This window comes from Providencia sneebia DSM 19967 (assembly GCF_000314895.2).
GTDB lineage: Bacteria > Pseudomonadota > Gammaproteobacteria > Enterobacterales > Enterobacteriaceae > Providencia > Providencia sneebia.
Genome location: NZ_CM001773.1, coordinates 1,646,214 through 1,672,277 on the forward strand (window position 1 = coordinate 1,646,214; position 26,064 = coordinate 1,672,277).

Annotated in this window: 18 protein-coding genes; 8 read left to right on the top strand and 10 right to left on the bottom strand. The window is 39.5% G+C overall.

What is annotated here, in order from left to right:
* Positions 1–182 precede the first annotated feature (182 nt).
* Positions 183–1,106: a DUF1177 domain-containing protein gene (locus OO7_RS06620; protein WP_008915184.1), complete on the top strand. Its 924-nt coding sequence runs from the start codon at positions 183–185 to the stop codon at positions 1,104–1,106.
* Between the two features lie 120 nt (positions 1,107–1,226).
* Here OO7_RS06620 and OO7_RS06625 read toward each other — a convergent pair whose 3' ends face one another.
* Positions 1,227–1,487 carry a cold shock domain-containing protein gene (locus OO7_RS06625; protein ID WP_008915185.1) on the bottom strand — a complete coding sequence of 87 codons (261 nt, stop codon included), beginning with the start codon at positions 1,485–1,487 and terminating at the stop codon, positions 1,227–1,229.
* A 385-nt stretch (positions 1,488–1,872) separates the two neighbouring features.
* Between OO7_RS06625 and clpS the strand changes: the two genes are divergently transcribed.
* Both clpS and clpA read left to right on the top strand, forming a co-directional pair.
* Positions 1,873–2,193, top strand: coding sequence for an ATP-dependent Clp protease adapter ClpS (gene clpS, locus OO7_RS06630; RefSeq protein WP_008915186.1), 321 nt, complete (start codon positions 1,873–1,875; stop codon positions 2,191–2,193).
* A gap of 141 nt (positions 2,194–2,334) precedes the next feature.
* Positions 2,335–4,620: an ATP-dependent Clp protease ATP-binding subunit ClpA gene (clpA, locus tag OO7_RS06635; RefSeq protein WP_008915187.1), complete on the top strand. Its 2,286-nt coding sequence runs from the start codon at positions 2,335–2,337 to the stop codon at positions 4,618–4,620.
* 74 nt (positions 4,621–4,694) lie between these two features.
* On the opposite strand, the gene infA is transcribed toward clpA, so the two are convergent.
* From infA to trxB, 5 genes are all read right to left on the bottom strand, one after another.
* The gene (infA, locus tag OO7_RS06640) at positions 4,695–4,913 is read right to left on the bottom strand and encodes a translation initiation factor IF-1 (protein ID WP_004244560.1); all 219 of its coding nucleotides are present in this window, start codon (positions 4,911–4,913) and stop codon (positions 4,695–4,697) included.
* A gap of 141 nt (positions 4,914–5,054) precedes the next feature.
* Positions 5,055–5,756 carry a leucyl/phenylalanyl-tRNA--protein transferase gene (gene aat / locus OO7_RS06645; protein WP_008915188.1) on the bottom strand — a complete coding sequence of 234 codons (702 nt, stop codon included), beginning with the start codon at positions 5,754–5,756 and terminating at the stop codon, positions 5,055–5,057.
* Positions 5,743–7,503, bottom strand: coding sequence for a heme ABC transporter ATP-binding protein/permease CydC (gene cydC, locus OO7_RS06650; protein ID WP_008915189.1), 1,761 nt, complete (start codon positions 7,501–7,503; stop codon positions 5,743–5,745). The genes aat and cydC overlap by 14 nt, the downstream gene beginning before the upstream one ends.
* A gap of 2 nt (positions 7,504–7,505) precedes the next feature.
* Positions 7,506–9,272: a heme ABC transporter permease/ATP-binding protein CydD gene (cydD, locus tag OO7_RS06655; protein WP_008915190.1), complete on the bottom strand. Its 1,767-nt coding sequence runs from the start codon at positions 9,270–9,272 to the stop codon at positions 7,506–7,508.
* Positions 9,273–9,514: 242 nt separating this feature from the next.
* Positions 9,515–10,477: a thioredoxin-disulfide reductase gene (gene trxB / locus OO7_RS06660; RefSeq protein WP_008915191.1), complete on the bottom strand. Its 963-nt coding sequence runs from the start codon at positions 10,475–10,477 to the stop codon at positions 9,515–9,517.
* 545 nt (positions 10,478–11,022) lie between these two features.
* On the opposite strand from trxB, the gene lrp reads away from it, so the two are divergent.
* The 5 genes from lrp (at position 11,023) to serS (ending at position 19,255) form a co-directional block, all read left to right on the top strand.
* Positions 11,023–11,517 carry a leucine-responsive transcriptional regulator Lrp gene (gene lrp / locus OO7_RS06665; protein WP_004918089.1) on the top strand — a complete coding sequence of 165 codons (495 nt, stop codon included), beginning with the start codon at positions 11,023–11,025 and terminating at the stop codon, positions 11,515–11,517.
* Positions 11,518–12,081: 564 nt separating this feature from the next.
* Entirely contained in the window at positions 12,082–15,705 is a 3,624-nt protein-coding gene (locus tag OO7_RS06670) for a DNA translocase FtsK 4TM domain-containing protein (protein ID WP_473086676.1), read from the top strand.
* 74 nt (positions 15,706–15,779) lie between these two features.
* On the top strand, positions 15,780–16,400 hold the full coding sequence (gene lolA / locus OO7_RS06675) for an outer membrane lipoprotein periplasmic chaperone LolA (protein ID WP_008915193.1): 621 nt from the start codon (positions 15,780–15,782) through the stop codon (positions 16,398–16,400).
* A 9-nt stretch (positions 16,401–16,409) separates the two neighbouring features.
* On the top strand, positions 16,410–17,753 hold the full coding sequence (locus OO7_RS06680) for a replication-associated recombination protein A (protein WP_008915194.1): 1,344 nt from the start codon (positions 16,410–16,412) through the stop codon (positions 17,751–17,753).
* Between the two features lie 212 nt (positions 17,754–17,965).
* Positions 17,966–19,255 (top strand): serine--tRNA ligase, encoded by a 1,290-nt coding sequence (gene serS, locus OO7_RS06685; RefSeq protein ID WP_008915195.1) that lies wholly within the window; start codon positions 17,966–17,968, stop codon positions 19,253–19,255.
* A 231-nt stretch (positions 19,256–19,486) separates the two neighbouring features.
* Here the strand turns inward: serS and pflA are convergent, their stop codons facing one another.
* The 4 genes from pflA to ycaO all read right to left on the bottom strand — a co-directional run bounded on the left by pflA (position 19,487) and on the right by ycaO (position 25,759).
* Complete coding sequence (gene pflA, locus OO7_RS06690) at positions 19,487–20,278, bottom strand: pyruvate formate lyase 1-activating protein (RefSeq protein ID WP_008915196.1); 792 nt, start codon at positions 20,276–20,278, stop codon at positions 19,487–19,489.
* 172 nt (positions 20,279–20,450) lie between these two features.
* On the bottom strand, positions 20,451–22,733 hold the full coding sequence (gene pflB / locus OO7_RS06695; protein WP_008915197.1) for a formate C-acetyltransferase: 2,283 nt from the start codon (positions 22,731–22,733) through the stop codon (positions 20,451–20,453).
* A 69-nt stretch (positions 22,734–22,802) separates the two neighbouring features.
* The gene (focA, locus tag OO7_RS06700) at positions 22,803–23,660 is read right to left on the bottom strand and encodes a formate transporter FocA (protein WP_008915198.1); all 858 of its coding nucleotides are present in this window, start codon (positions 23,658–23,660) and stop codon (positions 22,803–22,805) included.
* A 344-nt stretch (positions 23,661–24,004) separates the two neighbouring features.
* Positions 24,005–25,759, bottom strand: a complete 1,755-nt coding sequence (gene ycaO, locus OO7_RS06705; RefSeq protein ID WP_008915199.1) for a 30S ribosomal protein S12 methylthiotransferase accessory factor YcaO — start codon at positions 25,757–25,759, stop codon at positions 24,005–24,007.
* Between the last annotated feature and the right edge of the window lie 305 nt (positions 25,760–26,064).

Genomic DNA, 26,064 nt, shown 5'->3' on the forward strand with positions numbered 1-26,064 from the left:
TAAATTTTAGTTATATAAATATATAAAACAATAAGTTAAAAGATTTTTAAGTTTATAGTGCGTGAATACGCCTTCACCGGGAAATAAGGGCATAAGACCCTGTAAAATAAAAATATCTATCCAATTTCAATTGCTGTGTTGTTTGCAGTAATTGATCTTATGGTAGATATAAAAGGAACGTTATGAGTCTACAACAGACCTTATGCGCATATGAATTACTTGATAGCGCTTTTGTAAATGGGAATGATGTTGTTGAGTTATTTAAGACTTTTGTCGGAATTGAAGCAACATCAAAAACAGTAATAGATGAGAAAGGCCAGAGTGATTTTATCCGTATTATGATCCCTGGCACTTCTGGAAAAGCTTTAGGTCAGAACTCACCTACACTCGGTATTATTGGCCGTTTAGGTGGGATAGGTGCTAGGCCATCTCGCATTGGTTTAGTTTCTGATGCTGATGGCGCAATCGCCGCAATTGCAACTGCGCTGAGACTTGCTCAGATGAAAGAAAAGGGTGATAGCTTACAAGGTGATGTGATTATTACCACGCATATCTGTCCTAATGCCCCCATTCGTCCTCATAGCCCTGTGGATTTTATGGATTCACCGCTAAAAGATGAGACAATGAATAAGCATGAAGCGATCCCTGAGGCAGATGCCATTTTGTCCGTTGATACGACAAAAGGTAATCGATTGATCAACCATAAAGGTTATGCGTTATCTCCTACAGTGAAAGAAGGCTATATTCTGCCCGTTTCAGAAGACTTATTGCAGTTGATGGAATGGAGCAGTGGGCAAAACCCAGTGACTTTTCCATTATCAATTCAGGATATAACACCTTACGGTAATGGGTTACATCACATTAATAGCATTATGCAGCCTGCTGTTTCCACTTCAGCGCCGGTTGTTGGTGTTGCAATTTGTACACAATCTGTTGTGCCAGGTTGTTCTACAGGCGCAAGCCATGAAATCGATATTGCAGTTTCTGTGAAATTTATGGTTGAGGTGGCTAAGGCATTTGGACGTGGTAATTGTCAATTTTACGACGTGGAACAATTTGCTTTATTAAAATCACTGTATGGCGATATGTCACATATCCAAGCTTAGAACTGTAAGCTATCCAATAAATCATCAAATAATAAAAGCAGTTAGTGAGCAAAAGTTAATACAGACCATTTAAATCATGATCAAATACTTTTGTGACTAACTGCATTAGACTACAATCAATTATTTTAGAGAAGCCGTTTCCACATTGAGATTGGTATCATGCTTGACCAACTCATCTGCTATTGGAATAATGGCATTGGCGTGGTTCCCTTTTGGACCAATTGCAGTACTAAAATTCACTTTTTGCCCAGACCTGAGTGTCCTGTAACCTTCCATTTGTATACAGGTATAATGGGCAAAAATATCTTCGCCCCCACTGTCTGGGCAAATGAAACCAAAACCTTTGGCATTACTAAACCATTTAACTGTACCTGTCTGCATACATCGTCCTTCGTATTTACAAGTTGCTGTTGAACATTAATGCATAACCATTATGCATTGACTAAGTATAAACACTCATATTGACTGCTGGTAAATCATACTGTAGTGAATTGCACTAGGACGTCAAGAGATGAGTTTCAGGATTTATGAATCAGTGGTAAAAATTTAAGATAATTGGGAAGGCTATATTTAAAAAATTTGATGCCTATCACGAAAATTTCGCTAAGTGAGTTAATTTTAATTGCATGTTACACTGTAGTTAAAGCGGGTCAGTGATTGATAAAACAAATGATCCCTATGATATTTCACTGTTATTCTTATGAATATAATTCATTGATAACAAAGATAATGCTTAATTAAATGATAACTTTGAGCACCATAAGTAATGAGCGATTTTTTTGGAACATTTAAGACAGACGTCATTTTTAAAGATGAAGTGGAGCAAGTTTTGCAGCCCCCTTCAATGTATAAGGTTCTTTTAAATAATGATGATTACACTCCGATGGATTTTGTTGTCGAAGTATTACAAAAATACTTTTCTTTTGATGAAGAACGCGCTACACAGATAATGTTAGATGTTCATTTCCAAGGAAAAGGCGTTTGTGGTGTTTTTACCGCAGAAGTTGCAGAAACTAAAGCAGCGCAAGTGAATACTTATGCCCGTGAGCATGAATATCCTTTGCTCTGTACAATAGAAAAAGTGTGAGCGCTCAAAGTACTTAAAGCGACGGTGTATTGCACTGTTTGATAACATAGTTAAATAGGGTAGTCGTTCTAGCTAAATTGAGCTCTAACATGCAACTAGAATCTTTTGGAGTATAGCTTAATACAATTTTGGGAGGTGCTTATGCTCAATCAAGAACTGGAGCTAAGTCTAAACGTCGCATTTGCAAAAGCGAAAGATAATAGACATGAATTTATGACGGTAGAGCACCTGTTATTGGCGCTATTAAGTAATACGTCAGCACGTGAAGCTCTAGAAGCCTGTAAAGTTGACCTTGTCGTGTTAAGGCAAGAGTTAGAGCATTTTATTGCACAAACAACACCATTACTGCCTGAAAACGACAATCGTGAGGTACAACCTACACTCAGTTTTCAACGCGTTCTGCAACGCGCAGTATTCCATGTACAATCTTCCGGCCGTAGTGAAGTGAGCGGAGCAAATGTCCTTGTCGCTATTTTCAGTGAACAAGAGTCGCAAGCCGCTTATTTATTACGCAAACATGATATTAACCGTTTAGATGTTGTTAACTTTATCTCTCACGGCATGGTGAAGGGTGAAGATGACTCTTCTTCAGAACAAAATAATTCAGGTGTTGGTGGTAATAATGAAGATCAACCAATCTCTGAAGATCATATGGATAACTTCACAACCAATCTTAACCTACTGGCTAAGCAGGGCAAGATTGACCCGCTTGTGGGGCGTCAGGCTGAATTAGAAAGAGCAATTCAGGTTTTATGTCGCCGCCGTAAAAATAACCCGCTGTTAGTCGGTGAGTCAGGTGTAGGTAAGACTGCGATTGCAGAAGGTTTAGCTTGGCGCATAGAGCAAAATGATATTCCTGACGTGATGAAAGGTTGCGTAATATATTCACTGGATATTGGTTCTTTGCTGGCGGGGACTAAATATCGTGGTGATTTTGAAAAACGTTTTAAATCTTTATTAAAAATGCTGGAAAAAGATAACAAAAATATTTTGTTTATCGACGAAATTCACACCATTATTGGCGCTGGTGCTGCATCTGGTGGGCAAGTGGATGCGGCAAACTTAATTAAACCATTATTATCGAGCGGACGTATTCGGGTTATTGGTTCGACAACCTATCAAGAGTTTAGCAATATCTTTGAAAAAGATAGGGCGCTTGCTCGACGTTTCCAAAAAATTGATATTGTGGAGCCATCCGCTGAAGAAACTGTACGTATTATTCAAGGGTTAAAACCTAAATACGAATCTCATCATGATGTGCGCTATACTGCAAAAGCCATTCAAGCTGCGGTGGATTTATCGGTTAAATATATTACTGATAGACATCTGCCAGATAAAGCGATTGATGTTATTGATGAAGCGGGTGCAAGAACACGTTTAGTTGCTCCAAGTAAACGTAAGAAAACCATTGGTGTGCCTGAAATTGAATCAATTGTGGCGCGTATTGCCCGCATTCCCGAAAAAACGGTTTCATCAAGCGATAAAGATCGTCTCAAATCATTAGATTCACGTCTAAAAATGTTAGTATTTGGGCAAGATGCCGCAATCAGCGCACTGACTGAAGCGATTAAAATGAGTCGTGCAGGTTTGTCCCAAGAACATAAACCCGTTGGTTCATTCTTGTTTGCCGGTCCTACGGGAGTGGGTAAAACAGAAGTTACAGTTCAACTTGCTAAAGCGCTAGATATCAAACTATTGCGTTTTGATATGTCTGAATACATGGAAAGACACACGGTCAGTCGTTTGATTGGTGCTCCTCCAGGGTATGTTGGCTTTGAACAAGGTGGCTTACTGACGGATGCAGTCATTAAACATCCTCATTCAGTAGTCCTTCTTGATGAGATTGAGAAAGCGCATCCTGATGTCTTTAATATCTTACTGCAAGTAATGGATCACGGCACATTGACTGATAATAATGGGCGTAAGGCTGATTTTCGTAATGTCATTATTGTGATGACAACTAATGCGGGTGTACAAGAAACACAACGCCGTGCAATTGGCTTTGCTGATCAAGACCATAGCACCGATGCAATGTCAGAAATCAAAAAAACCTTCTCACCAGAATTTCGTAACCGGTTAGATGGTATTATTTGGTTCAATTCATTATCTATCGAAATTATTACGCAAGTGGTCGATAAATTTATTGTTGAACTACAAGCACAATTAGATGAGAAAGGTGTATCGCTTGAAGTCAGCCAAGCCGCACGCCATTGGTTGTGTGAAAAAGGTTATGATAAAGCGATGGGAGCCCGACCTATGGCGCGTGTTATTCAGGATAACCTGAAAAAACCTTTAGCAAATGAATTGTTGTTCGGTTCGTTAACTAACGGCGGCTCGGTAAGTATCGGGCTTGATGATAAAAGTAACACACTGACATATAGCTTCAGTAGCGTACACAAGGCCTCAGCAGAGGATGCGGTATTCTGATAAATAAACCACAGGTGTGTGGTGCGCATGCACACCACCTGTGGCAATATCAGACCTTGCCTGAAGGGATAGAATCAACGGCTACGGAAAATGATACGGCCTTTGCTCAGGTCATACGGAGTTAACTCTACAGTTACTTTGTCGCCTGTTAGGATGCGGATATAGTTTTTACGCATTTTTCCAGAAATATGAGCAGTCACGACGTGACCGTTTTCTAGTTCAACACGGAACATTGTGTTTGGCAGGGTATCCAGTACTGTGCCCTGCATTTCAATATTGTCTTCTTTGGCCATCTAATCCTCTAAGTCTAATAACCATGATTTTTAACGGGCAAGATAATGCCCAAAAACCCGCACTAAGTAAAGAAATGTCGCATTTTAAAGCGTTTTTTATTTAATTACGTGGAGCAGGTAATTCCTTAAAACCAATATTCATTATTTAAATAATGTTGGTAATTCAATCGATTGCGGTAACCAACAGGCGGGATTAATCGCTTTATTACGCCACCGATAAAGAATATGCAGAAAATCTCGTCGAGAGATTTCTTTTGCACCTAATGATGCAGTATGGTGGTTAAGTACCTGACAATCAAAAAGCTGCCCATTATAGCGCAAAAAATGGAAATAGAATGTAATAAAAGCAACTTTAGATGCATCATTCATTTTACTGAACATAGATTCACCACAAAATAGGTGTCCTACGTTCACTCCGTATAGGCCGCCAACCAGTTCATTACCATACCAAGCTTCTACAGAATGTGCATTACCAAGCTGATGTAGTGCCTGATATCCTTCGCGTACCTCAGGTAATATCCAAGTACCTTCATCTCGAATTGCACAATTTTCAATCACATCTTTGAAAGCATGATTAATTGTAATCTGGTATTTTTTCTTTCTTAATAATTTTTTCATTGAGCGGCTAATATGCAATTCACCACACATTAAAACCGCTCTAGGATCTGGCGACCACCACAAAGGCATATCTTCAGGGTTAAACCACGGGAAGATACCTTCATAATAGGCGAGCTTCAACCTTTCTGGCGCTAGATCTCCACCAATCGCCAGTAATCCATTTGGTTCTTGCATCGCCTCAGTGACGGGCGGGAATATATACACATCATCATCAAGATGATACATGATTCATCTCAGATACTTGCTGTAAATGACGTTCACTAAATTGGAAATAACGCCCTTTAGAAGCTAAAAGTGCTTGATGTGAACCTTGTTCAACAATTTGGCCATTATCCATCACACAAATTGTATCCATTTGATCCAAACCTTGCATCCGGTGCGTAATGACTATCAGTGCCTTATCTGCACATTTTTCTTTTAGTAAAGCTAAGATTTGCTGCTCAGTTTGCGCATCTAACCCTTCTGTAGGTTCGTCCATCAAAATAAGTGGCGCATCATGAAGTAATGAGCGAGCGATTCCTAAGCGGCGTTGTTCACCACCGGAAAGCTGCCTACCACCTTCACCAACCCAAGCATTTAATTTTTGCTCATTTTCCAGTAAGTTACCTAACCCAACTTGCTCTAAAATCTCACATAATTGCTTATCTGTCGCTTTATCATTTGCGAGCAATAGGTTATTGCGCAAAGTATCGCTAAATACATGAACGCGTTGAGGAACAACTGACATCACTTTGCGAAGAGTTTTCTCATCATAGTCACTAATTGCCTGACCATTGATTTTGATCACGCCATGATTGACATCCCAAGCTCGGGTGAGAAGTTGTAATAATGTTGATTTTCCACATCCTGTTTTACCTAATAACGCAATATGTTGGCCTGATTTCAATTCAAGTGAAACATTTTTTAAAACAGGGAAGGGCTGCTCGGGATAAGTAAACGAAATATCTTCCACTGATAATGTTTTAAAATCTGTCATTGGAGAGCTTTTGCTAGGGAAAATGATTTCAGGTTTAGCTTCAATCAATTGTGAAACACGCTCTGCTGAGGCAATCACTTGTCCCATATGTTGAAAAGCGACCGCAACAGGCCCCAAGCTTTCAAATGCAGCTAATGCACAAAATACAAATAAAGCAATAAATGCACCGGGATTGGTATTACCTCCGACATGATCTGCCGCCATCCACAGGAGCAATGTGGCGGTAAAACCCGAAGCTAATAAAATGAGTGCTTGGGAAAGACCGGTTAAGTTTGTTTGTTGTTGCTGACTATTTTGCCATTGGTTTTCAATATGTTGTAATGTTTGGCGAAATCGTGGTAGAGCGCCAAAAATAGTTAATTCAGCTTGTCCCTGAATAGCAGATGTTAAAACAGTACGATAATGAGCACGCAAAATAGTTAATTGCCGACCTATTGGTTTTCCCGCACGATAAAATACAAATGGTAATGCAAATAGTAAAAACAGCATGATGCAACCTAGCGTCCAAGCTAAGCGCGGGTCAAGGAAACTCAAACCAAAAATCAGTACAAAGATCACAACAAATGCTGAGAAGATAGGTGAAATAACACGTAAATAGAGATGATCTAAAGTTTCAACATCTGCAACTAGACGATTGAGAACCTCAGCTTGACGGAAACGACTAATGCCCCCAGGTGATAGAGGAAGGATTTTACTAAAGGCAAATACGCGAAGGTGAGCAAGAACACGGAAAGTGGCATCATGGCTGACAAGGCGCTCAGCGTAGCGTCCTGCTGTACGGAAAATCGCGGCCCCGCGAACACCTGCGGCTGGCAACATATAATTAAAAGTATACAGCCCCGCAAAACCTGCAATGGCTGTTCCCGCAAGGAACCATCCTGACAGTGTTAATAGCCCAATGCTCGCTAATAATGTCACAATTGATAAAATCATGCCTAATAAGATCAAAAACCAGTGGCGGCGATATAAGGCTAAGAAAGGCAGTAAAATTCGCATGATTAAAGCTCCTCACTTCGGTGAGCTAATAAACGGGCAAAAGGTCCCTCGACTTGGCTCAATTGCGCATAATCACCATGTTGAATAATTTGGCCATTTGCCATTACCCAAATTTGGTCATAATTAACGGTTTCTTCAAGTAAGTGAGTGACCATTAAAGTTGTTTGTTGTTGCGCTAATTTATCTAATGCTTGCATAACTCGCTGTTCGCTATGGGCATCAAGGCTTGCAGCTGGTTCATCGAGCAGAAGTAGCTTGGATGGTTTCAAAAGTAAACGAGCGACAGCAACGCGTTGCGCTTGGCCGACAGAAAGCCTTGCCGCATAATCGCCAATGCGCGTGTTTAATCCATCAGGTAGCATCGGTAAAAACTCGGAAACATAAGCATCATCTATAGCTTGTTGTATTTCCTGTTCTGAAGCATCTGGCTTACCAAGGCAAATATTTTCGACTAATGTTTGCTCCGGTAAATGTGGATTTTGTCCCACCCAACCAATGAGCAAACGCCATTTTTCAGGGCAAAGCTCACTTAGCTCTTCCCCATTTATTTTGATTGAGCCACGATAAGGCAAAAAGCCAAGTAGTAAATTGAGTAAAGAGCTTTTTCCTGCGCCACTTTGCCCAACAAGCGCAATTCGTTGCTGAGGCTCTATGATAAAATCTAAAGGGCCGACAAGACGTTGTCCATCATGAGATAAAACCTCTAAGCCCACGGCTTGAATGCTGATTGATTCATCAGGCAATATTTTATCACCTGTTTTAGCTTCGTATTGGCTGTCACTTTCTAATAAAGTCACTAAAGATTCTGCTGCACCAACGGCTTGTGCTTTGGCGTGATAATAAGTTCCCAAGTCGCGTAGTGGCTGGAAAAACTCAGGCGAAAGAATTAAAGCTAAGAACCCAGCGAAAAGAGTCACAGGTAGCCCATAACTGCCAAAATTAAGCTGACCAAGATAAGAAAAGCCAAAATAAACTGCGACAATTGCAATTGATATTGATGCAAAAAATTCTAAAACCCCAGAAGATAAGAAAGCCATTCTTAAGACTTCCATAGTTCTCGAGCGAAAATCTTCGGTTGATTCTTTGATTTGGTGAATTTCGGCTTTTTCACGGAAAAATAGGCGTAAAGTATCTAAACCGCGTAACCTATCGAGAAAACTCCCACTAAGTCTGCCTAGTGCAATAAAGTTTCTGCGGTTAGCATCTGCGGCACCCAAACCTACAAGTGCCATAAATATTGGAATTAAAGGTGCTGTAGCAAAAAGAATCAATGCAGCAGCCCAGTTAAAAGGGAATATAGCAATCAGGATCATAATCGGAATGATGCCCGCTAGATACATTTGCGGCAAATAGCGAGAATAGTAATCCTGCATATCTTCAATTTGTTCAAGGATAATAGTCGCCCAGCTACCAGCCGGTTTTCCTTTTACCCAAACAGGGCCTAACTCTTGCAATTTATCAAGAACCTGGGTACGAATTTCTTGGCGAACAATTTGCCCGCAATGAAAGCCAACCCGTTCTCGAAATACGGTGACTAATGCGCGAAGAACAAAGACAACAAGAAGTAAGATGAATGAGGTTACCAGCTCTTCTCGCGGAATGTGATCCATGATAAGGGCTTGCAGTATCATCGCGAGATACCATGCTTGAGCAATAATAAGCAGGCCACTAACAATGCCTAATAGCATAGAAATTCGTAACCAACGTTTTGCTGATTTACTATGCTGCTTCAACCAACGTACCAACTCAGTCTGTCTTGTTTTATCCATAATGATTAGTGTGCAGGTGTCGTTTTTATATTGAGAGTGTGCCGCTAGCAAACATGAGTCATTGACTAAAATCTAACGGAGTTTGTCGCTATCATAACAGTTTCTTCGTGATATGTTACATAATAAAAGTATGTTATTAAATTAGACTTTGTTATTGTTAGTAAATTGTTTTATAAAGGTAAATTGTTAATAACATAAATAAAAAGGCGCCTACTAGAGACGCCTTTTTATTATTTAGATAACTATTTTGTATCGGCTAAGCCATCAAGATAACGCTCTGCATCAAGCGCCGCCATACAGCCCGTTCCGGCTGAGGTAATTGCTTGGCGATAAATGTGATCCATAACGTCACCCGCAGCAAAAACACCAGGAATAGATGTTTGTGTTGCATTACCATGGGTGCCAGACTGAACTTTGATATAACCATTTTCTAATTCAAGCTGACCATCAAAAATAGCCGTATTTGGGCTATGTCCAATCGCAATAAATACCCCCATAACCGCTAATTCTTCAGTTTCATCCGTTTTGGTATTACGCAGACGAACACCTGTTACCCCCATTTCATCACCTAAAACTTCATCTAAGGTGCGATCTGTATGCAGAATGATATTGCCGTTTTGCGCTTTATCCATTAAGCGATTAATCAGAATTTTTTCCGCTCTAAAACTGTCACGGCGGTGAACTAAATGGACTTCTGATGCGATATTAGAAAGATAAAGTGCTTCTTCAACAGCTGTATTCCCGCCACCGACAACGACAACTTTTTGGTTACGGTAGAAGAAACCGTCACAGGTTGCACAAGCTGAAACTCCACGTCCTTTGAATGCTTCTTCTGATGGCAAACCGATATAGCGAGCAGAAGCACCCGTTGCAATAATCAGTGCATCACAGGTATATTCATTTTCATCACCAAATAAATGGAATGGACGTGAATGAAGATCGACTTTGTTTATATGATCTGAAATTATTTCTGTTTGAAATTTGGTTGCATGCTCATACATGCGATCCATTAAACTTGGACCTGTTAGGCCTTCAGGATCACCAGGCCAGTTTTCAACTTCGGTAGTTGTTGTCAACTGACCACCTTTTTCCACCCCAGTAATCAGCGCAGGACTCAGATTTGCCCGTGCGGCATAAACTGCGGCAGTATATCCAGCCGGACCAGAACCCAAAATGATTAACTTGCGATGTGTGGCTGTGCTCATGAATACCTCATTTTTAATCTAAAAATAGCGATATAAGGATTGTAGGAGAATTGTTGTGTTAAAAAAAGCAATTTAAGTGCTAAGTAAATTGCAGTTCAACTATTTTTGCGATAGATAATAGTAATTAAATACAAAAAAAGAGTGCAGACGTAGTTTAACGAATAATAACCCTCTCAATTTTTAGGAATTATCTTGATTTTGGCTGGTATGATGCCCAAATAGAAAAAAAATCGAAATCTTGTACTGATTTTTATTCATTTGCTTTGACAATCGGCTGTGCATTTGCGAAAACATCTATGTAAGAGTTAATTATCTAGTAGAGTAATACAAGTGGTTATTTTTTGTACTTGAAGTAAAGTTAACTTTACATAATTTAGAATTTAATAACAGATTATTTGTGAACAGATTTTCTGTTCACACTTAAATAAATTATTGTGCGTAAAATTTGCTCCGGAACACGAGTACATAATAAATTAAAGTATGCGCGAAGATGGTGCTGTTTTATAGGTGTGGAAAATAACAATTAGAGAAAGAGAGATAAAGAGATGATTGATAACAAAAAGCGTCCAGGCAAAGATCTTGACCGCATTGATAGGAATATACTTAACGAATTACAAAAAGATGGGCGTATTTCTAACGTTGAACTGTCTAAACGTGTAGGTTTGTCACCAACACCTTGTTTAGAGCGTGTTCGTCGTTTGGAAAGACAAGGATTTATTTCGGGTTACACTGCATTATTGAACCCACATTATTTAGATGCTTCACTATTGGTTTTCGTTGAAATCACATTAAACCGTGGCGCACCAGATGTTTTTGAACAATTCAATACCGCAGTTCAAAAATTAGAAGAAATTCAAGAATGTCATCTAGTTTCTGGTGATTTCGATTATCTGTTGAAAACGCGTGTGCCTGATATGTCCGCATATCGTAAACTTTTGGGTGAGACTCTGCTGCGTCTACCAGGTGTTAACGATACTCGTACCTATGTCGTGATGGAAGAAGTGAAGCAAAGTAACCGTTTGGTTATTAAAACACGCTAACAGACTTTGTAGTCTCATTTCTGCACAACATATTTTGTTGTCGCACTGCAGTTTCAACGCTGAGTTTACTCAGCGTTGTTCCGCTTATCTATCAAAAGCCTTATTTATGTATTCGTTATTTTCATGAATTTACGAATGATGATAAGGATTATCTGTTTTTTCCTATATTATTCTCTATAAACATAAATATCATTTCCAATATATTGATATTAAAGCTATAAATATTTAAGATTTTTAACGATAAATAGAAATTGAAACCACACTTGTAAGATGAAATACTGCATCTTAATCTGTTTGTGGTGATTTAGTTTGCTGTAGTGGCAACAAGTCGCACACAAAAAGGTGATTAGTGTTAGAATATGCGCTAATAACGCACGAATCATTTCATTATGGCGAATCTATTGAGTTCGTCTTGATCTGGGTGACATCATCAGTCAGTAAAAGAAACAAGTAATGAGCCAAGAATATACAGAAGATAAACACATTCGATTTAAAAAACTCAGCAGTAGAAGGCGTTTGCTTGAAGTAATCCTACTTGCTATATGCTTATGTGCCATTTTTTTAATGGTCGCATTAGTGAGTTTCAGCCCTTCTGATCCTAGTTGGTCACAAACGACATGGAATGCACCAGTTAAAAACCTAGGTGGTAGTATTGGCTCTTGGAGTGCAGATATTCTATTTTCGGCTTTTGGCCTTTTAGCATTTGCCATTCCGCCGCTGCTGTTACTTGGTTGTTGGGCAATTTTTCATCATGAAAGCCAGCGTCGCTATATTGATTTCTTCTCACTTTCTTTACGTCTTATTGGCGGATTAGCCCTTATTTTATCATCCTGTGGACTTGCTGCATTGAACTTTGATGATCTGCCTAATTTCTCATCGGGTGGTGTAATTGGTAGTGTCTTTAGTACCGCGATTATGCCGTGGTTTAATTCCCTCGGTGCAACGCTGGCACTATTATTTTTATGGGCAATCAGCTTTACATTATTTACTGGGTGGTCGTGGTTAACCATTGCAGAGAAAATTGGTGCCGCAGTTTTAATTCCGATTACATTGGCAACCAATCGCGCGCGCGGTGATGATTCTGATGAATATGATGTCGAAGAGACAGAAGATGCGCTACAAAGGGCACAAGAAGCAGAAAGATATGCTAATCAACTAAATGATGATAGTGATGATGATATCTTATTTACTGTGCCAAGCATTAATGAATTAGTGGCCGTGGATGAAACTCCTAAGGGGGTTTCAGAGGAAAAACCTGAAGTTCCTGTTAGGGTTGCTGATAGCCGAATTGAAGCGTTAGTTCCAACTTCTGCACAAATTTTAGAAAAAACAGAATTGGATGATTTATCTGCTATTAATCTATCTGATGTTAATCAACCAAACAACCAACAAGAATCTTATCATTTTGAAGTACCTGATGACTATCAACCGGTTGTATATGATAAAGATTTTCAATATCAAACACATGGTGGCGAAAATAAACCTCAACAGCCACAAATACAACAAACTGAACCTTCTGATGATGGGCAATATGCAGTTGAAAAGAGTGATAATTTAAATCCTCACTTGGCTCATGAAACTCAACCTATTCAAGTTGCAGAACATCAAACTCAATGGCAGCAACCTTTACATCAAGAAACTTCAATTCCTAGTTCGCCAGAAAATCCACAAAATGTGGTTGAAAGCGCTATTTCACCAAGTTCTCCATCGCAGGTTAACGAAAATATAGCGTCTGCCATAGGACAATCTGTTAATGATAGATTATCTAATCCGGCTGCTGTCGCTGCAGCGGGAATTTCTGTTTCCGCATTGCAACGTCATGCTCAAGTAAAACAAAATCTTGAACCTGAATTACCTCGCCCTAATCCAGTTCGTTTACCAACACGTAGAGAACTTTATGGGATACGCATTCCTTCCCAGCGTGAAGCTGAAATTCAACGTCGCAGGGAAGAAGCCAAGAGCCGAGAACAAACTTATCAGCAATGGTCATCTGCGGAAAATGCAGAGCAGCAGCAACATGATGATGATGAACAAGAAAACATGTTGCGCGAGCAATTTATGCAGCAACAAAAAGCGCGTTATGGTGAAGATGATATACCTAATAATGATTATGTATCGCCAACGGCTAACCGGGAATCTGCTCTATCAATAGCAGAAACAGTGCAGTCTGAGGTGAGTAAACCGTTATCTTCGAGCTACACTCAGCCTGAAATTGAACATCGTTGGTCTTCTGAGTCAGATCCAGTCAATTCACACATTGAACAAACAATTCACCATTTTAGGTCTAATGATAATCAAGATCGCACAGCTTTCTTGCCAAAAAATGAAGAGCCTACACCTAAAATAGAGCCGGCTTTTGATTTAACAGAACAGATTTCTGTATTAGAAAAATTTTCACCCGTTGATGATTTAATTGACGATGAGCCTATTGATCCAATATTTACGCCTTCAATTAGTGTGAACAATAATAGAGAAAACACTAAGGAAAATATTGCAAATCATCAGATACTAAACCAACCAGAAGAAACTTTCCAAAGTGTGACTTCTGCACTAGATAACAATATTAATCAAGCACATACTTTTGCGCCGCAACAGCCGCAACAGCCGCAACAGCCGCAACAGCCGCAACAGCCGCAACAGCCGCAACAGGATAGTTTGTTCCATCCGTTTTTGGTGCGAAATGATCAACCATTACCAAAACCTACAACGCCAATGCCTTCTTTAGATTTGCTGGCAAAACCACCAGCGCAAGAAGAGCCCGTTGATATGTTTAAATTAGAACAAACAGCAAGGTTAATTGAAGCACGTTTAAATGATTATCGTGTTAAAGCTGAAGTGGTTGGTTTTTCTCCTGGTCCTGTTATTACACGCTTTGAACTTGATTTAGCGCCGGGCGTGAAAGCGGCACGTATTTCTACTTTATCTCGAGATCTCGCGCGTTCACTTTCCACAACAGCGGTTCGGGTTGTTGAAGTTATCCCCGGTAAGCCATATGTCGGGCTTGAGCTACCAAATGAAAAACGCCAAACCGTCTATTTAAGTGAAGTACTTGATTGTGAACAATTTAGGCACAATCCATCACCTTTGACGATTGTTTTAGGGAAAGATATCGAAGGGGACCCCGTTGTTGCTGATTTAGCGAAAATGCCGCACTTGCTCGTTGCAGGGACAACGGGTTCAGGTAAATCAGTTGGGGTCAATGCTATGATCTTAAGTATCTTGTATAAATCGAAGCCTGAAGATGTTCGGTTTATCATGATTGACCCTAAAATGCTGGAGCTTTCTATTTATGAAGGTATTCCTCATCTATTGACTGAAGTTGTCACTGATATGAAAGATGCTGCTAACGCGTTGCATTGGTGTGTGAATGAGATGGAACGCCGTTATAAATTGATGTCTGCTCTAGGTGTGCGTAATCTAGCAGGATATAACGACAGAATTAAAGCCGCAGATGAAATGGGTAGACCAATTCCAGATCCTTTCTGGAAGCCAACAGATGGTATGGCAACCGAACATCCTATGCTGAAAAAAGAGCCTTATATTGTTGTGATGGTCGATGAATTTGCTGACTTAATGATGACAGCAGGTAAAAAAGTGGAAGAGTTAATAGCACGTTTAGCTCAAAAAGCGCGTGCTGCGGGTATCCATTTAGTTTTAGCAACTCAGCGTCCTTCTGTTGATATTATTACAGGTTTAATTAAGGCAAATATTCCAACACGTATCGCCTTTACGGTATCAAGTAAAATTGACTCTCGCACCATTCTTGACCAAGGTGGTGCAGAATCCTTACTTGGTATGGGAGATATGCTTTACTTGCCACCAAACTCTTCAATTCCTGTTCGTGTTCACGGCGCATTTGTACGTGACCAAGAAGTCCATGCAGTTGTTAATGATTGGAAAGCGCGTGGTCGTCCGCAATATATCGATAGCATTACCAAGTGTAGTGATGATAGCGAAGGCGGTGGTTTTGATAGTGCAGATGAAGAATTAGATCCTCTATTTGACCAAGCAGTAGGGTTTGTTGTTGATAAACAGCGTGTATCAATTTCAGGCGTACAGCGCCAATTCCGAATTGGTTATAACCGTGCGGCACGTATTGTTGAACAAATGGAAGCACAAGGCATTGTTAGTGAACCAGGTCATAACGGCAATCGAGAAGTACTTTCTCCAAGACAACCTGATTTCTAATATATTATGAGTGCGATGCAGCAGTATATAAAAAGTGATGTCTCTTTTACGTATCAATAAAAGGTCTTTGTTCGATGAAAAAATTTTTGTTGCTGGGCGCTTTAGCCCTGAGTTTACATATCAGCTCGGTACTGGCGGATGCGAGCCAAGACCTACAGAATAGACTGAATAAAGTTAACAGTTTTCATGCTAGTTTTTCTCAGAAAGTGACCAGTCCAGAAGGGGATCTAATCCAAGAAGGTGTTGGTGAATTATGGCTACAACGCCCTAATTTATTTAATTGGAATATGACTTCACCCGATGAAAGTGAACTGGTTTCTGATGGTAAAAGCTTATGGTTTTATAACCCATTTGTTGAGCAAGTGACAGTCACTAATTTAGCGGATGCTACTCAAGATACGCCATTTTTATTGATCACGCGTAATGACCCTGCGGATTGGAAGCAGTATTCCATTATTCAGCAAGGTAATACATTTGATTTAAAACCTAAATCAACTAATAGCACGTTAAAGCGTTTTTCAATTACCGTTTCTCCAGAAGGCACAATCGAAAAATTTTCGGCAATGGAGCAAGATGGACAAACAAGTGCTTATCAATTGCAATCACAAAAAAATGGTAATGTAGATAAAAGTAAATTTTCATTTACAGTGCCGAAAGGTGTAACACTTGATGATCAGCGTTCCGGTGGCAAATAAGAGGCAATAGTGAGCAATCTATCTCTCGATTTTTCACAAAATGAATTTCAGCCTTTAGCTGCGCGTATGCGGCCGCAAGTTCTTGAGCAATATATTGGCCAAAAACACTTACTCGCTGAAGGTAAACCTTTACCGAAAGCGATAAAAGCAGGTCATTTGCATTCCATGATTTTATGGGGACCGCCGGGAACGGGGAAAACAACATTAGCTGAAGTCATTGGCCATTATGCTCAGGCGGATATTGAGCGCATATCTGCGGTGACGTCTGGCATTAAGGAAATCCGAGAATCAATAGAAAAAGCTCGGCAAAACCGAAGTGCTGGTCGCAGAACTATTTTATTTGTTGATGAAGTTCATCGATTTAATAAAAGTCAGCAAGATGCTTTTTTGCCTCATATTGAAGACGGCACAATCACTTTTATTGGTGCAACAACTGAAAATCCCTCTTTTGAACTAAATTCAGCATTACTATCACGCGCAAGAGTTTATCTCCTCAAATCATTAGAACCTGAAGATATCGAAGAGGTTCTTTTACAAGCTATGAGTGATGTTGAGCGTGGTTTAGGTGGAAAAAACATCATTTTACCTGATAGTACACGTAAATTAATTGCAGAATTAGTTAATGGTGATGCTAGGCGTTCACTCAATCTGTTAGAAATGATGACAGATATGGCTGAAAGTGATAGCCAAGGGCAACGCGTTCTTACACCAGAGTTATTAAAAGAGGTCAGTGGTGAACGTGCTGCTCGTTTTGATAATAAAGGTGACCGTTATTACGATTTGATTTCAGCATTGCATAAATCTGTCCGAGGCTCAGCACCTGATGCTGCATTATATTGGTATGCACGAATTATCACCGCAGGGGGAGATCCACTCTATGTCGCTCGTCGGCTATTAGCGATTGCTTCTGAAGATATTGGTAATGCGGACCCAAGAGCAATGCAAGTCGCGGTGAGTGCTTGGGATTGTTTCACACGCGTTGGTCCAGCTGAAGGTGAACGTGCTATTGCTCAAGCGATTGTTTATTTAGCCTGTGCGCCAAAAAGTAATGCTGTTTATACCGCTTATAAAGCGGCATTAGCGGATGCCCAGCTGAAACCTGATTATGATGTTCCAGCCCATTTAAGAAATGCTCCAACAAAATTACTTAAAGAGTTAGGTGCAGGTAAAGAATATCGGTATGCCCATAATGAGCCGAATGCTTATGCGGCGGGGGAAGTCTATTTTCCTCCTGAGATGCAAGGAACACAGTATTACCAACCCACAAATCGCGGGTTAGAAGGTAAAATTGCAGAAAAATTAGACTGGTTAGTGCAGCAGGATCAAAATAGCACAACAAAACGCTATCGCTAATGTGGGCAATGCGGTAAGGTTATAAGACTCTATTTTTATATGTATAATTAAAGTGGTTTCTTGGTAGTTTATAAATCTATTGATTCCTTAATGATCCGGAATTTTTATCATAAAAATTAAGCTTTCAATATTCACTTTAACTATGATTGATATAATGCCGGAATGCATTATATTGCGTAATATCATTTACTAACAATAATCACAGGATAAGCATGCTCGATCCAAATTTACTGCGTACGGAGCTAGACGCGGTTGCTCAAAAACTGGCTCGCAGGGGTTTTACCCTTGATGTGGAAAAGCTGCGTGAATTAGAAGAACGCCGCAAAGTTTTACAAGTTGAAACTGAATCCCTGCAAGCAGAACGTAACTCGCGATCGAAAACGATTGGTGCAGCTAAGGCGCGTGGTGAAGATATCGAGCCTTTACGCAAAGAAGTTAACGAGTTAGGCGAGAAATTGGATTCCGCTAAGTTAGCGCTTGATCAGTTGCAACAAGAAATCCGTGATATTGCGTTAAGTATTCCAAATATACCGGATGACGAAGTTCCTGATGGTAAAGACGATTCTGATAATATTGAAGTTTCGCGTTGGGGTGAGCCTCGCCATTATGACTTCGAAGTTAGAGATCACGTTAGCCTAGGTGAATTGACGGGTGGATTAGATTTCCCTGCTGCTGTTAAGCTAACAGGTGCTCGTTTTGTGGTGATGAAAGGGCAAATTGCTCGTCTACACCGTGCGCTTGCTCAATTCATGTTAGATTTACATACAGAACAGCACGGCTATCAAGAACTCTATGTGCCTTACTTGGTAAACCATGACACTTTGTATGGGACAGGCCAGTTACCAAAATTTGGTGAAGATCTTTTCCATACTAAGCCGCTTGAAGAAGAAGCTGACAGCACTTACGCGTTGATCCCTACTGCGGAAGTTCCTGTTACAAACTTAGTTCGTGATGAAATTTTAGATGAAGATGTTTTACCCATTAAGATGACCGCTCATACGCCTTGCTTCCGTTCAGAAGCAGGTTCTTATGGTCGTGATACGCGTGGTCTTATTCGTATGCACCAATTTGATAAAGTTGAGATGGTACAAATTGTTCATCCAGAAAAATCAATGGAAGCATTGGAAGAGTTAACCGGTCACGCTGAAAAAGTTCTGCAATTATTGAACTTACCTTATCGTAAAGTCATTTTATGTACTGGTGATATCGGTTTTGGTGCTCGTAAAACTTATGATTTAGAAGTGTGGCTACCAGCTCAAAATACTTATCGCGAAATTTCTTCTTGCTCCAACTGCTGGGATTTCCAAGCACGCCGTATGCAAGCTCGTTTCCGTAGTAAAACTGATAAGAAAACCCAACTTGTTCATACATTAAATGGTTCAGGTTTAGCGGTTGGTCGTACATTAGTTGCTGTACTGGAAAATTATCAATTAGCTGACGGCCGTATTGAAGTCCCTGAAGTGCTACGCCCATATATGAAAGGTTTAGAATATATCGGTTAATCAATAAGCGTGTTATAGCACTTTATTGAGATTTATAGCTTATAAAAATGAAACCGCCTATCTTAGATAAGGCGGTTTTTTTGCGCCTAAATATTTTATATTGGCGCTTTGAATATACAATGGACGTTGTACTTATTAAGTTTTAATCCTATTTTTTTACTAAAAAATACCCAATTCATATATGTAAATTGGGTATACAATATTAAAAAATAGATTATTTAAGATGATTTTTTAATACATCACTTTGTGACCGTAGCTTTCAAGTATATTCTTGACGTGCTCCATTGTCTCTTTTGATGGTGGCTTCACGCCATCTAGCTTATATTCTTCTCCCATCGTTTCCCATTTATGTTTACCTAACTCATGGTAAGGAAGAAGTTCGATTTTCTCGATATTACTCATGTCTTTTGTGAATTCGCCAAGTTTGTGGACTGAATCATCATCATCACTCCAGCCTGGCACTACCACATAACGTACCCATGTTTTTTGATTACGTTTTGCTAAATAGCGAGCAAATTCAAGTGTACGATGGTTAGAAACACCGACCAGAGTTTGGTGAATATCATCATTAATTTGTTTTAAGTCCAACATAACTAAATCTGTGGCATCGATAAGCTCATCTATAACGGGATCATACCGACGGACAAATCCATTAGTATCAAGGCAGGTATGAATATTTTGTTCTTTACAAGCTCGGAACCAATCACGAACAAATTCAGCTTGCAGTATGGCTTCACCGCCAGATGCAGTAACACCACCGCCAGTTGCATTCATAAAGTGGCGATAGGTCACAGCTTCTTTCATTAATTCATCAACGGTAACAATCGTACCTGAATGGGTATCCCAAGTATCGCGATTATGGCAGTACAAACAGCGCATTAGGCAGCCTTGAAAAAAGACAATAAACCGTATGCCAGGACCATCAACAGTACCACAAGATTCAAATGAATGAATACGGCCTAATACTGTAGTGGGTTCTGTCGCTGTTGTTATCTCTTTTGTTGTAATAATATTGGTCGACATAGCAGGAACTCCAAAAAATGCCCGTTATACTTCAAGTTGAACTAATTTATATAAGATATTATTTATAATTAGACTGATAACATGGTTAATATAGCTTGAAATACGCGGGTTTACTTCTAAAAAAGCCCCATTAATACGGGGCTTTTAGTTATTTTAATTTAATTGCTAATTATTACAGTGTACTTGTGAAAGTACGAGTAATAACGTCTTGTTGCTGTTCTTTAGTCAATGAGTTGAAACGTACCGCATAACCAGAAACACGAATGGTTAATTGTGGGTATTTTTCAGGATTTTCCATCGCATCTAACAGCATTTCACGGTTCATCACGTTAACGTTCAAGTGTTGACCGCCTTCGATTGATGCTTCGTGATGGAAGTAACCATCCATTAAGCCCGCAAGGTTTGCTTTACGTACATCGTCATCTTTACCTAACGCATTTGGTACGATAGAGAAGGTATAAGAAATACCATCTTTAGCATAAGCAAATGGCAGTTTAGCAACAGAAGTCAGTGAAGCTACCGCACCTTTTTGGTCACGACCGTGCATTGGGTTTGCACCTGGTCCGAATGGAGCGCCAGCACGACGACCATCTGGAGTATTACCTGTTTTCTTACCATAAACGACGTTAGAAGTAATGGTCAGGATAGATTGTGTTGGTACAGCGTTGCGATAAGTATGAAGTTTTTGAATTTTCTTCATGAAACGTTCAACTAAGTCACAAGCGATATCATCAACACGTGGGTCGTTGTTACCAAATTGTGGATATTCACCTTCGATTTCGAAGTCAACAGCAATGCCATCTTCGTCACGAACTGGTTTAACTTTCGCATATTTAATTGCAGACAGTGAGTCAGCTGCAACAGAAAGACCTGCGATACCACATGCCATAGTACGATAAACATCACGGTCATGAAGTGCCATCAATGCTGCTTCATAGCTGTATTTATCATGCATATAGTGGATGATATTCAGAGCTGTGACATACTGAGTTGCCAACCAATCCATGAAGTGATCCATACGATCCATCACAGTATCGAAGTCTAAGACTTCATCCATGATAGGTGCATGTTTAGGACCAACTTGCATTTTCAGTTTTTCATCAATACCACCATTGATGGTATAAAGCATGGTTTTCGCCAAGTTAGCACGAGCACCAAAGAACTGCATTTGTTTACCAACAACCATTGGGCTGACACAACATGCGATAGCATAATCATCGCTGTTGAAATCAGGACGCATCAAATCATCGTTTTCATATTGAACAGATGAAGTGTCGATAGAGACTTTAGCTGCGTATTTTTTGAAGCTCAGAGGCAGTTTTTCTGACCACAAAATAGTCATGTTTGGCTCAGGTGATGGGCCCATGGTATATAGTGTGTTCAAGAAACGGAAAGTGTTTTTAGTTACAAGCGTACGACCATCAAGACCCATACCACCTAATGATTCTGTTGCCCAAATTGGGTCACCAGAGAACAGTTCATCATATTCAGGTGTACGTAGGAAACGAACCATACGTAATTTCATAACTAAATGGTCAATCAGCTCTTGTGCTTCTTGTTCAGTTAATTTGCCTTCTGCAATATCACGTTGGATATAAATATCTAAGAAGGTTGAAACACGACCGAAGGACATTGCCGCGCCGTTTTGTGATTTAACAGCTGCAAGATAACCGAAGTAAGTCCATTGAACTGCTTCTTGTGCATTCGTTGCAGGACCAGAAATATCGTAGCCATATTTCGCAGCCATTTCTTTCATTTGGGCTAAAGCACGATGTTGTTCTGCAATTTCTTCACGCAGTTGGATGGTCATTTCCAAATCTTCACCTTGTTCTAATCTTTCTTGTAAAGATGTGAACTGGCTGAATTTGTCTTTCATCAAGTAATCAATACCGTACAGAGCAACACGACGGTAGTCACCAATGATACGACCACGACCATAAGCATCAGGAAGACCCGTTAGGATACCTGATTTACGGCATTTTAGAATGTCTGGAGTATAAACATCGAACACACCTTGGTTGTGTGTTTTACGGTATTCAGTAAAGATTTTTTTCAGTGAAGGATCTAAAGCGCGGTCATAGGCTTTACAAGAACCTTCAACCATTTTGATACCACCAAATGGGATCAGACCACGTTTCAAAGGTGCATCTGTTTGCAGACCGACGATTTGCTCTAAATCTTTAGCGATGTATCCAGCATCATGGGAAGTAATCGTTGATGCAACATCAGTGTCAAAATCAACGGGGGCATGAGTGCGGTTTTCGATTTTAATGCCTTCCATGACTTTTTCCCACAACTTGTCAGTTGCTGGAGTAGAGCCTGCTAGGAAAGATTCATCACCTTCATATGGAGTATAGTTTTCCTGGATGAAATCACGAACATCGACGTGTTTCTGCCAGTTACCTTGGTTAAAACCTTGCCATGCTAAAGCGAATTTTTCATTTAATTCTGACATGATACTTTTACCTTTTAACAATGGATCTTTTAAGGATCTTAATAAATTTTTTTATACACGTCGTGGCTATTAATGTTTTTGACCACTACGCAAATGCATGAACCAGTAAATGAGACCGACTAATAAGGCACCACCAATAATGTTGCCTATAGTGACTGGGATTAAATTATCCGTAATAAAGTTACTTACAGTTAGATGAGAAAATTGTTCTGGTGAAGTACCAAGCTGTACCCAGTATTCAGCAGGTGCGAATTCTTTAATGATGATACCTAAAGGTATCATAAACATATTAGCAATGCTGTGCTCAAAACCACTTGCAACAAACATTGCGACAGGAAGTATTAGCGCTAACAGTTTATCCGTTAAACTGCGACCTGAATAACTCATCCAAACAGCGAGACAAACCATTAAGTTAGCTAAGATACCCAGACATACTGCTTCAATAAATGTATGGTGTAATTTATGGTCGGCAACGGTTAAAACATTGAGGCCCCAGAGGCCATTTGCCATGGTATATTGACCAGCAAACCAAATTAAAGCGACAAAAAAGAGAGCACCAATGAGGTTTCCGATATAGACATTAAACCAGTTTAAGAACATTTGTCGCCATGTAATACGACCCGTTGCTTTTGAAACAATAGTTAAAACAGTTGATGTGAATAAATCTGCACCACAGACGACAACAAGCATTAAACCAAGAGAGAAGCAGATACCCCCAATTAATTTAGCAAAGCCGAAAGGAGCCGCTTGCGTGCCTGTAGTTGCTGTAATATAGAATACGAATGCGATGGAAATAAAGATACCAGCAGTAAAGGCTGATATATAAGTCATTGCTGGATGTTTGTTGGCTTTATAGACACCAGCATCATCTGCAACTTTGGCCATTACAGCAGGAGGCAAAAGATTAAAAGGGTTGTCAGCTTTCATACTAACACTCTCTTATAAAGTTGATTAATTATAGCACGTAATTATAGTAACAAAGGGCGTTACATAGAAATTTGATATGGATCATAAACTGTCGTAAGAAAGTACGCTGAAATGTTTATTTTGTGTTAAATTATAGTGTAATTAATTGATTTTTAATATAAAAATATTTTTTAAAATTTACTAAAATATTTTATATAATCAATTTCTAGGTTGGAATAAGGTAAAGAAATAAGCTTATTTGTTATTTAATTATTATTAAAAAGCGATTATTTTTAATTAAGTTAACTTAATTAAAGATGGCAGTCTAATAACCACCATCTTTATAAGATTATATTTGAAACTATTTAGGCATTTTCACGTTTTGCAGTTTGTAATTTTTCATACGCACGCAATAATGCTTGATGAGCAGGCAAAGCAGTTAATTCATCATCAATTGGCCATAAACCATAGAAGCAGGATTCACCAACTAGGGCCGCAGAAGCAGCATCAACCGCTTCTTGACCATACATCCGCACAAAAGCAGTGTAATATTGTGACATGTCACGTTGCTCTTCTTGACTCAGTAATAACAAGGTTTGTAAGCAGCGGTAATAGTTTGCGCGCTCAGCGGTAAAAACAGAGCTATTAAAATCTTGCGTCCATTCAACCCATGCCAGAGCTTGATCAAGGTCGCCACCGGCTAAAGCAAGCATGGATTTTAATTCACCAATGCGCAAGTTGCTCCAACCATTATCTTTACCAACAGCTAAGCCTAATAGTTCGCGTACACGAGTAAAATCATCAAGCCCTTCATCATCTAATTGCTCAATAAGGTTGAGATATTCTTCTTGTGTCCATTGGCTATTTGGCAGGCTCATAATAGTTTCGCGTAAGCCTGCACCCATTGCATTATTCGCAATATGCAGGTCTTCTACTGGATAAATATCTGACATGCCAGGTACCAGAATACGGCAAGCATAAACACCCAAATGGTTATAATCAGCAATGTAGACTTCAGCATCTAATCGTTTGAAAATTTCCATCAGTGTTGCGAATTCTTCTGACGTTGTGCCTTTAAAACTCCAATCTACAAAGTCATAGTCAGCATCATCTTTAAACAAATCCCAGCTAATTAAGCCACTTGAATCAATGAAGTGAGTTTCTAAATTAGTATGTTCAGCAACTTCTTCATCATCAAATGTTGGCGCATTGAACACATCAAGGTCTTTCAGACCGCGCCCTTGCAATAGTTCTGTTACTGTACGTTCTAATGCCACACCAAAATCAGGGTGAGCACCAAAAGAGGCAAAGCAAGTACCATTTTGTGGGTTAAACAGAACAACACAAATGACAGGAAATTGACCACCGAGTGAGGCGTCATAGCAGAAGATTGGAAAACCTTCTTTTTCTAATGTTTCAACGGCTTCAACAACGCTTGGATAACGCGCCATGACATCCGCTGGAATAGTTGGCAGGCTAATACTTTCTGCAATAATTTTATTTTTAACAAAACGTTCGAAAACTTCTGATAGCCCTTGAACACGTGCTTCGTTAGCGGTATTTCCTGCAGACATACCATTCGAAACATACAAATTACCAATGATATTCATTGGAATATAAACAGTTTGATTATCTGATTGTCGCGTAAAAGGTAGTGCGCAAATACCTCTTTCACTGTTACCTGATTGTAAATCAATAAGTTGACTACCACTTAAGCTTTGGTCAGGATCATAAAATTGGCATAGGCGCTCATCTAAGATACCTTCAGGCAAGCTGTCATCATCTGTTAATGGAAACCATTTTTCATTTGGATAATGAACGAAATCGCCTTCTGCAATGGATTTTCCAAGATAGAAATCAGCAAAGAAATAATTGGTTGATAAACGCTCAAAATACTCACCTAAAGCCGAAGCAAGAGCGGCTTTCTTACTAGCGCCTTTACCATTAGTAAAGCAAAGTGGGCACTCTTTATCTCGAATATGGACAGACCAAACATTCGGGACAGGGTTAAGCCAAGAGGCTTCTTCAATATCAAATCCCAGTTTTTTTAATTTCGTTTGAAATGCATGAATGGAATCTTCAAGGGCGGCATCTTTGCCGGGAATAAATGTTTGGCTCATTGTCAATCACTTGTTAATAGAAGGTGTAGGTTAGCTATGATACGGATTTTTCTGATGCTGCTCACGCTATTTTATTCGAAATAGAAAAATTCATAATGAAATAGAGCTTATTTGCTGAATAAATCCGTTTTTGTAACAGATTGGTGTAATTTTAATGCGGGATATGAGTTAAAAATAGTCAGAACAAAAACCTTCTATAAACGAATAATATATTTTGATAAATATTTACTAAATAATAGTAATATCACGGAAATATAAAAATTAATCCAGATAATACCCAAAGGTTATTTTAATTGAGGTTTATA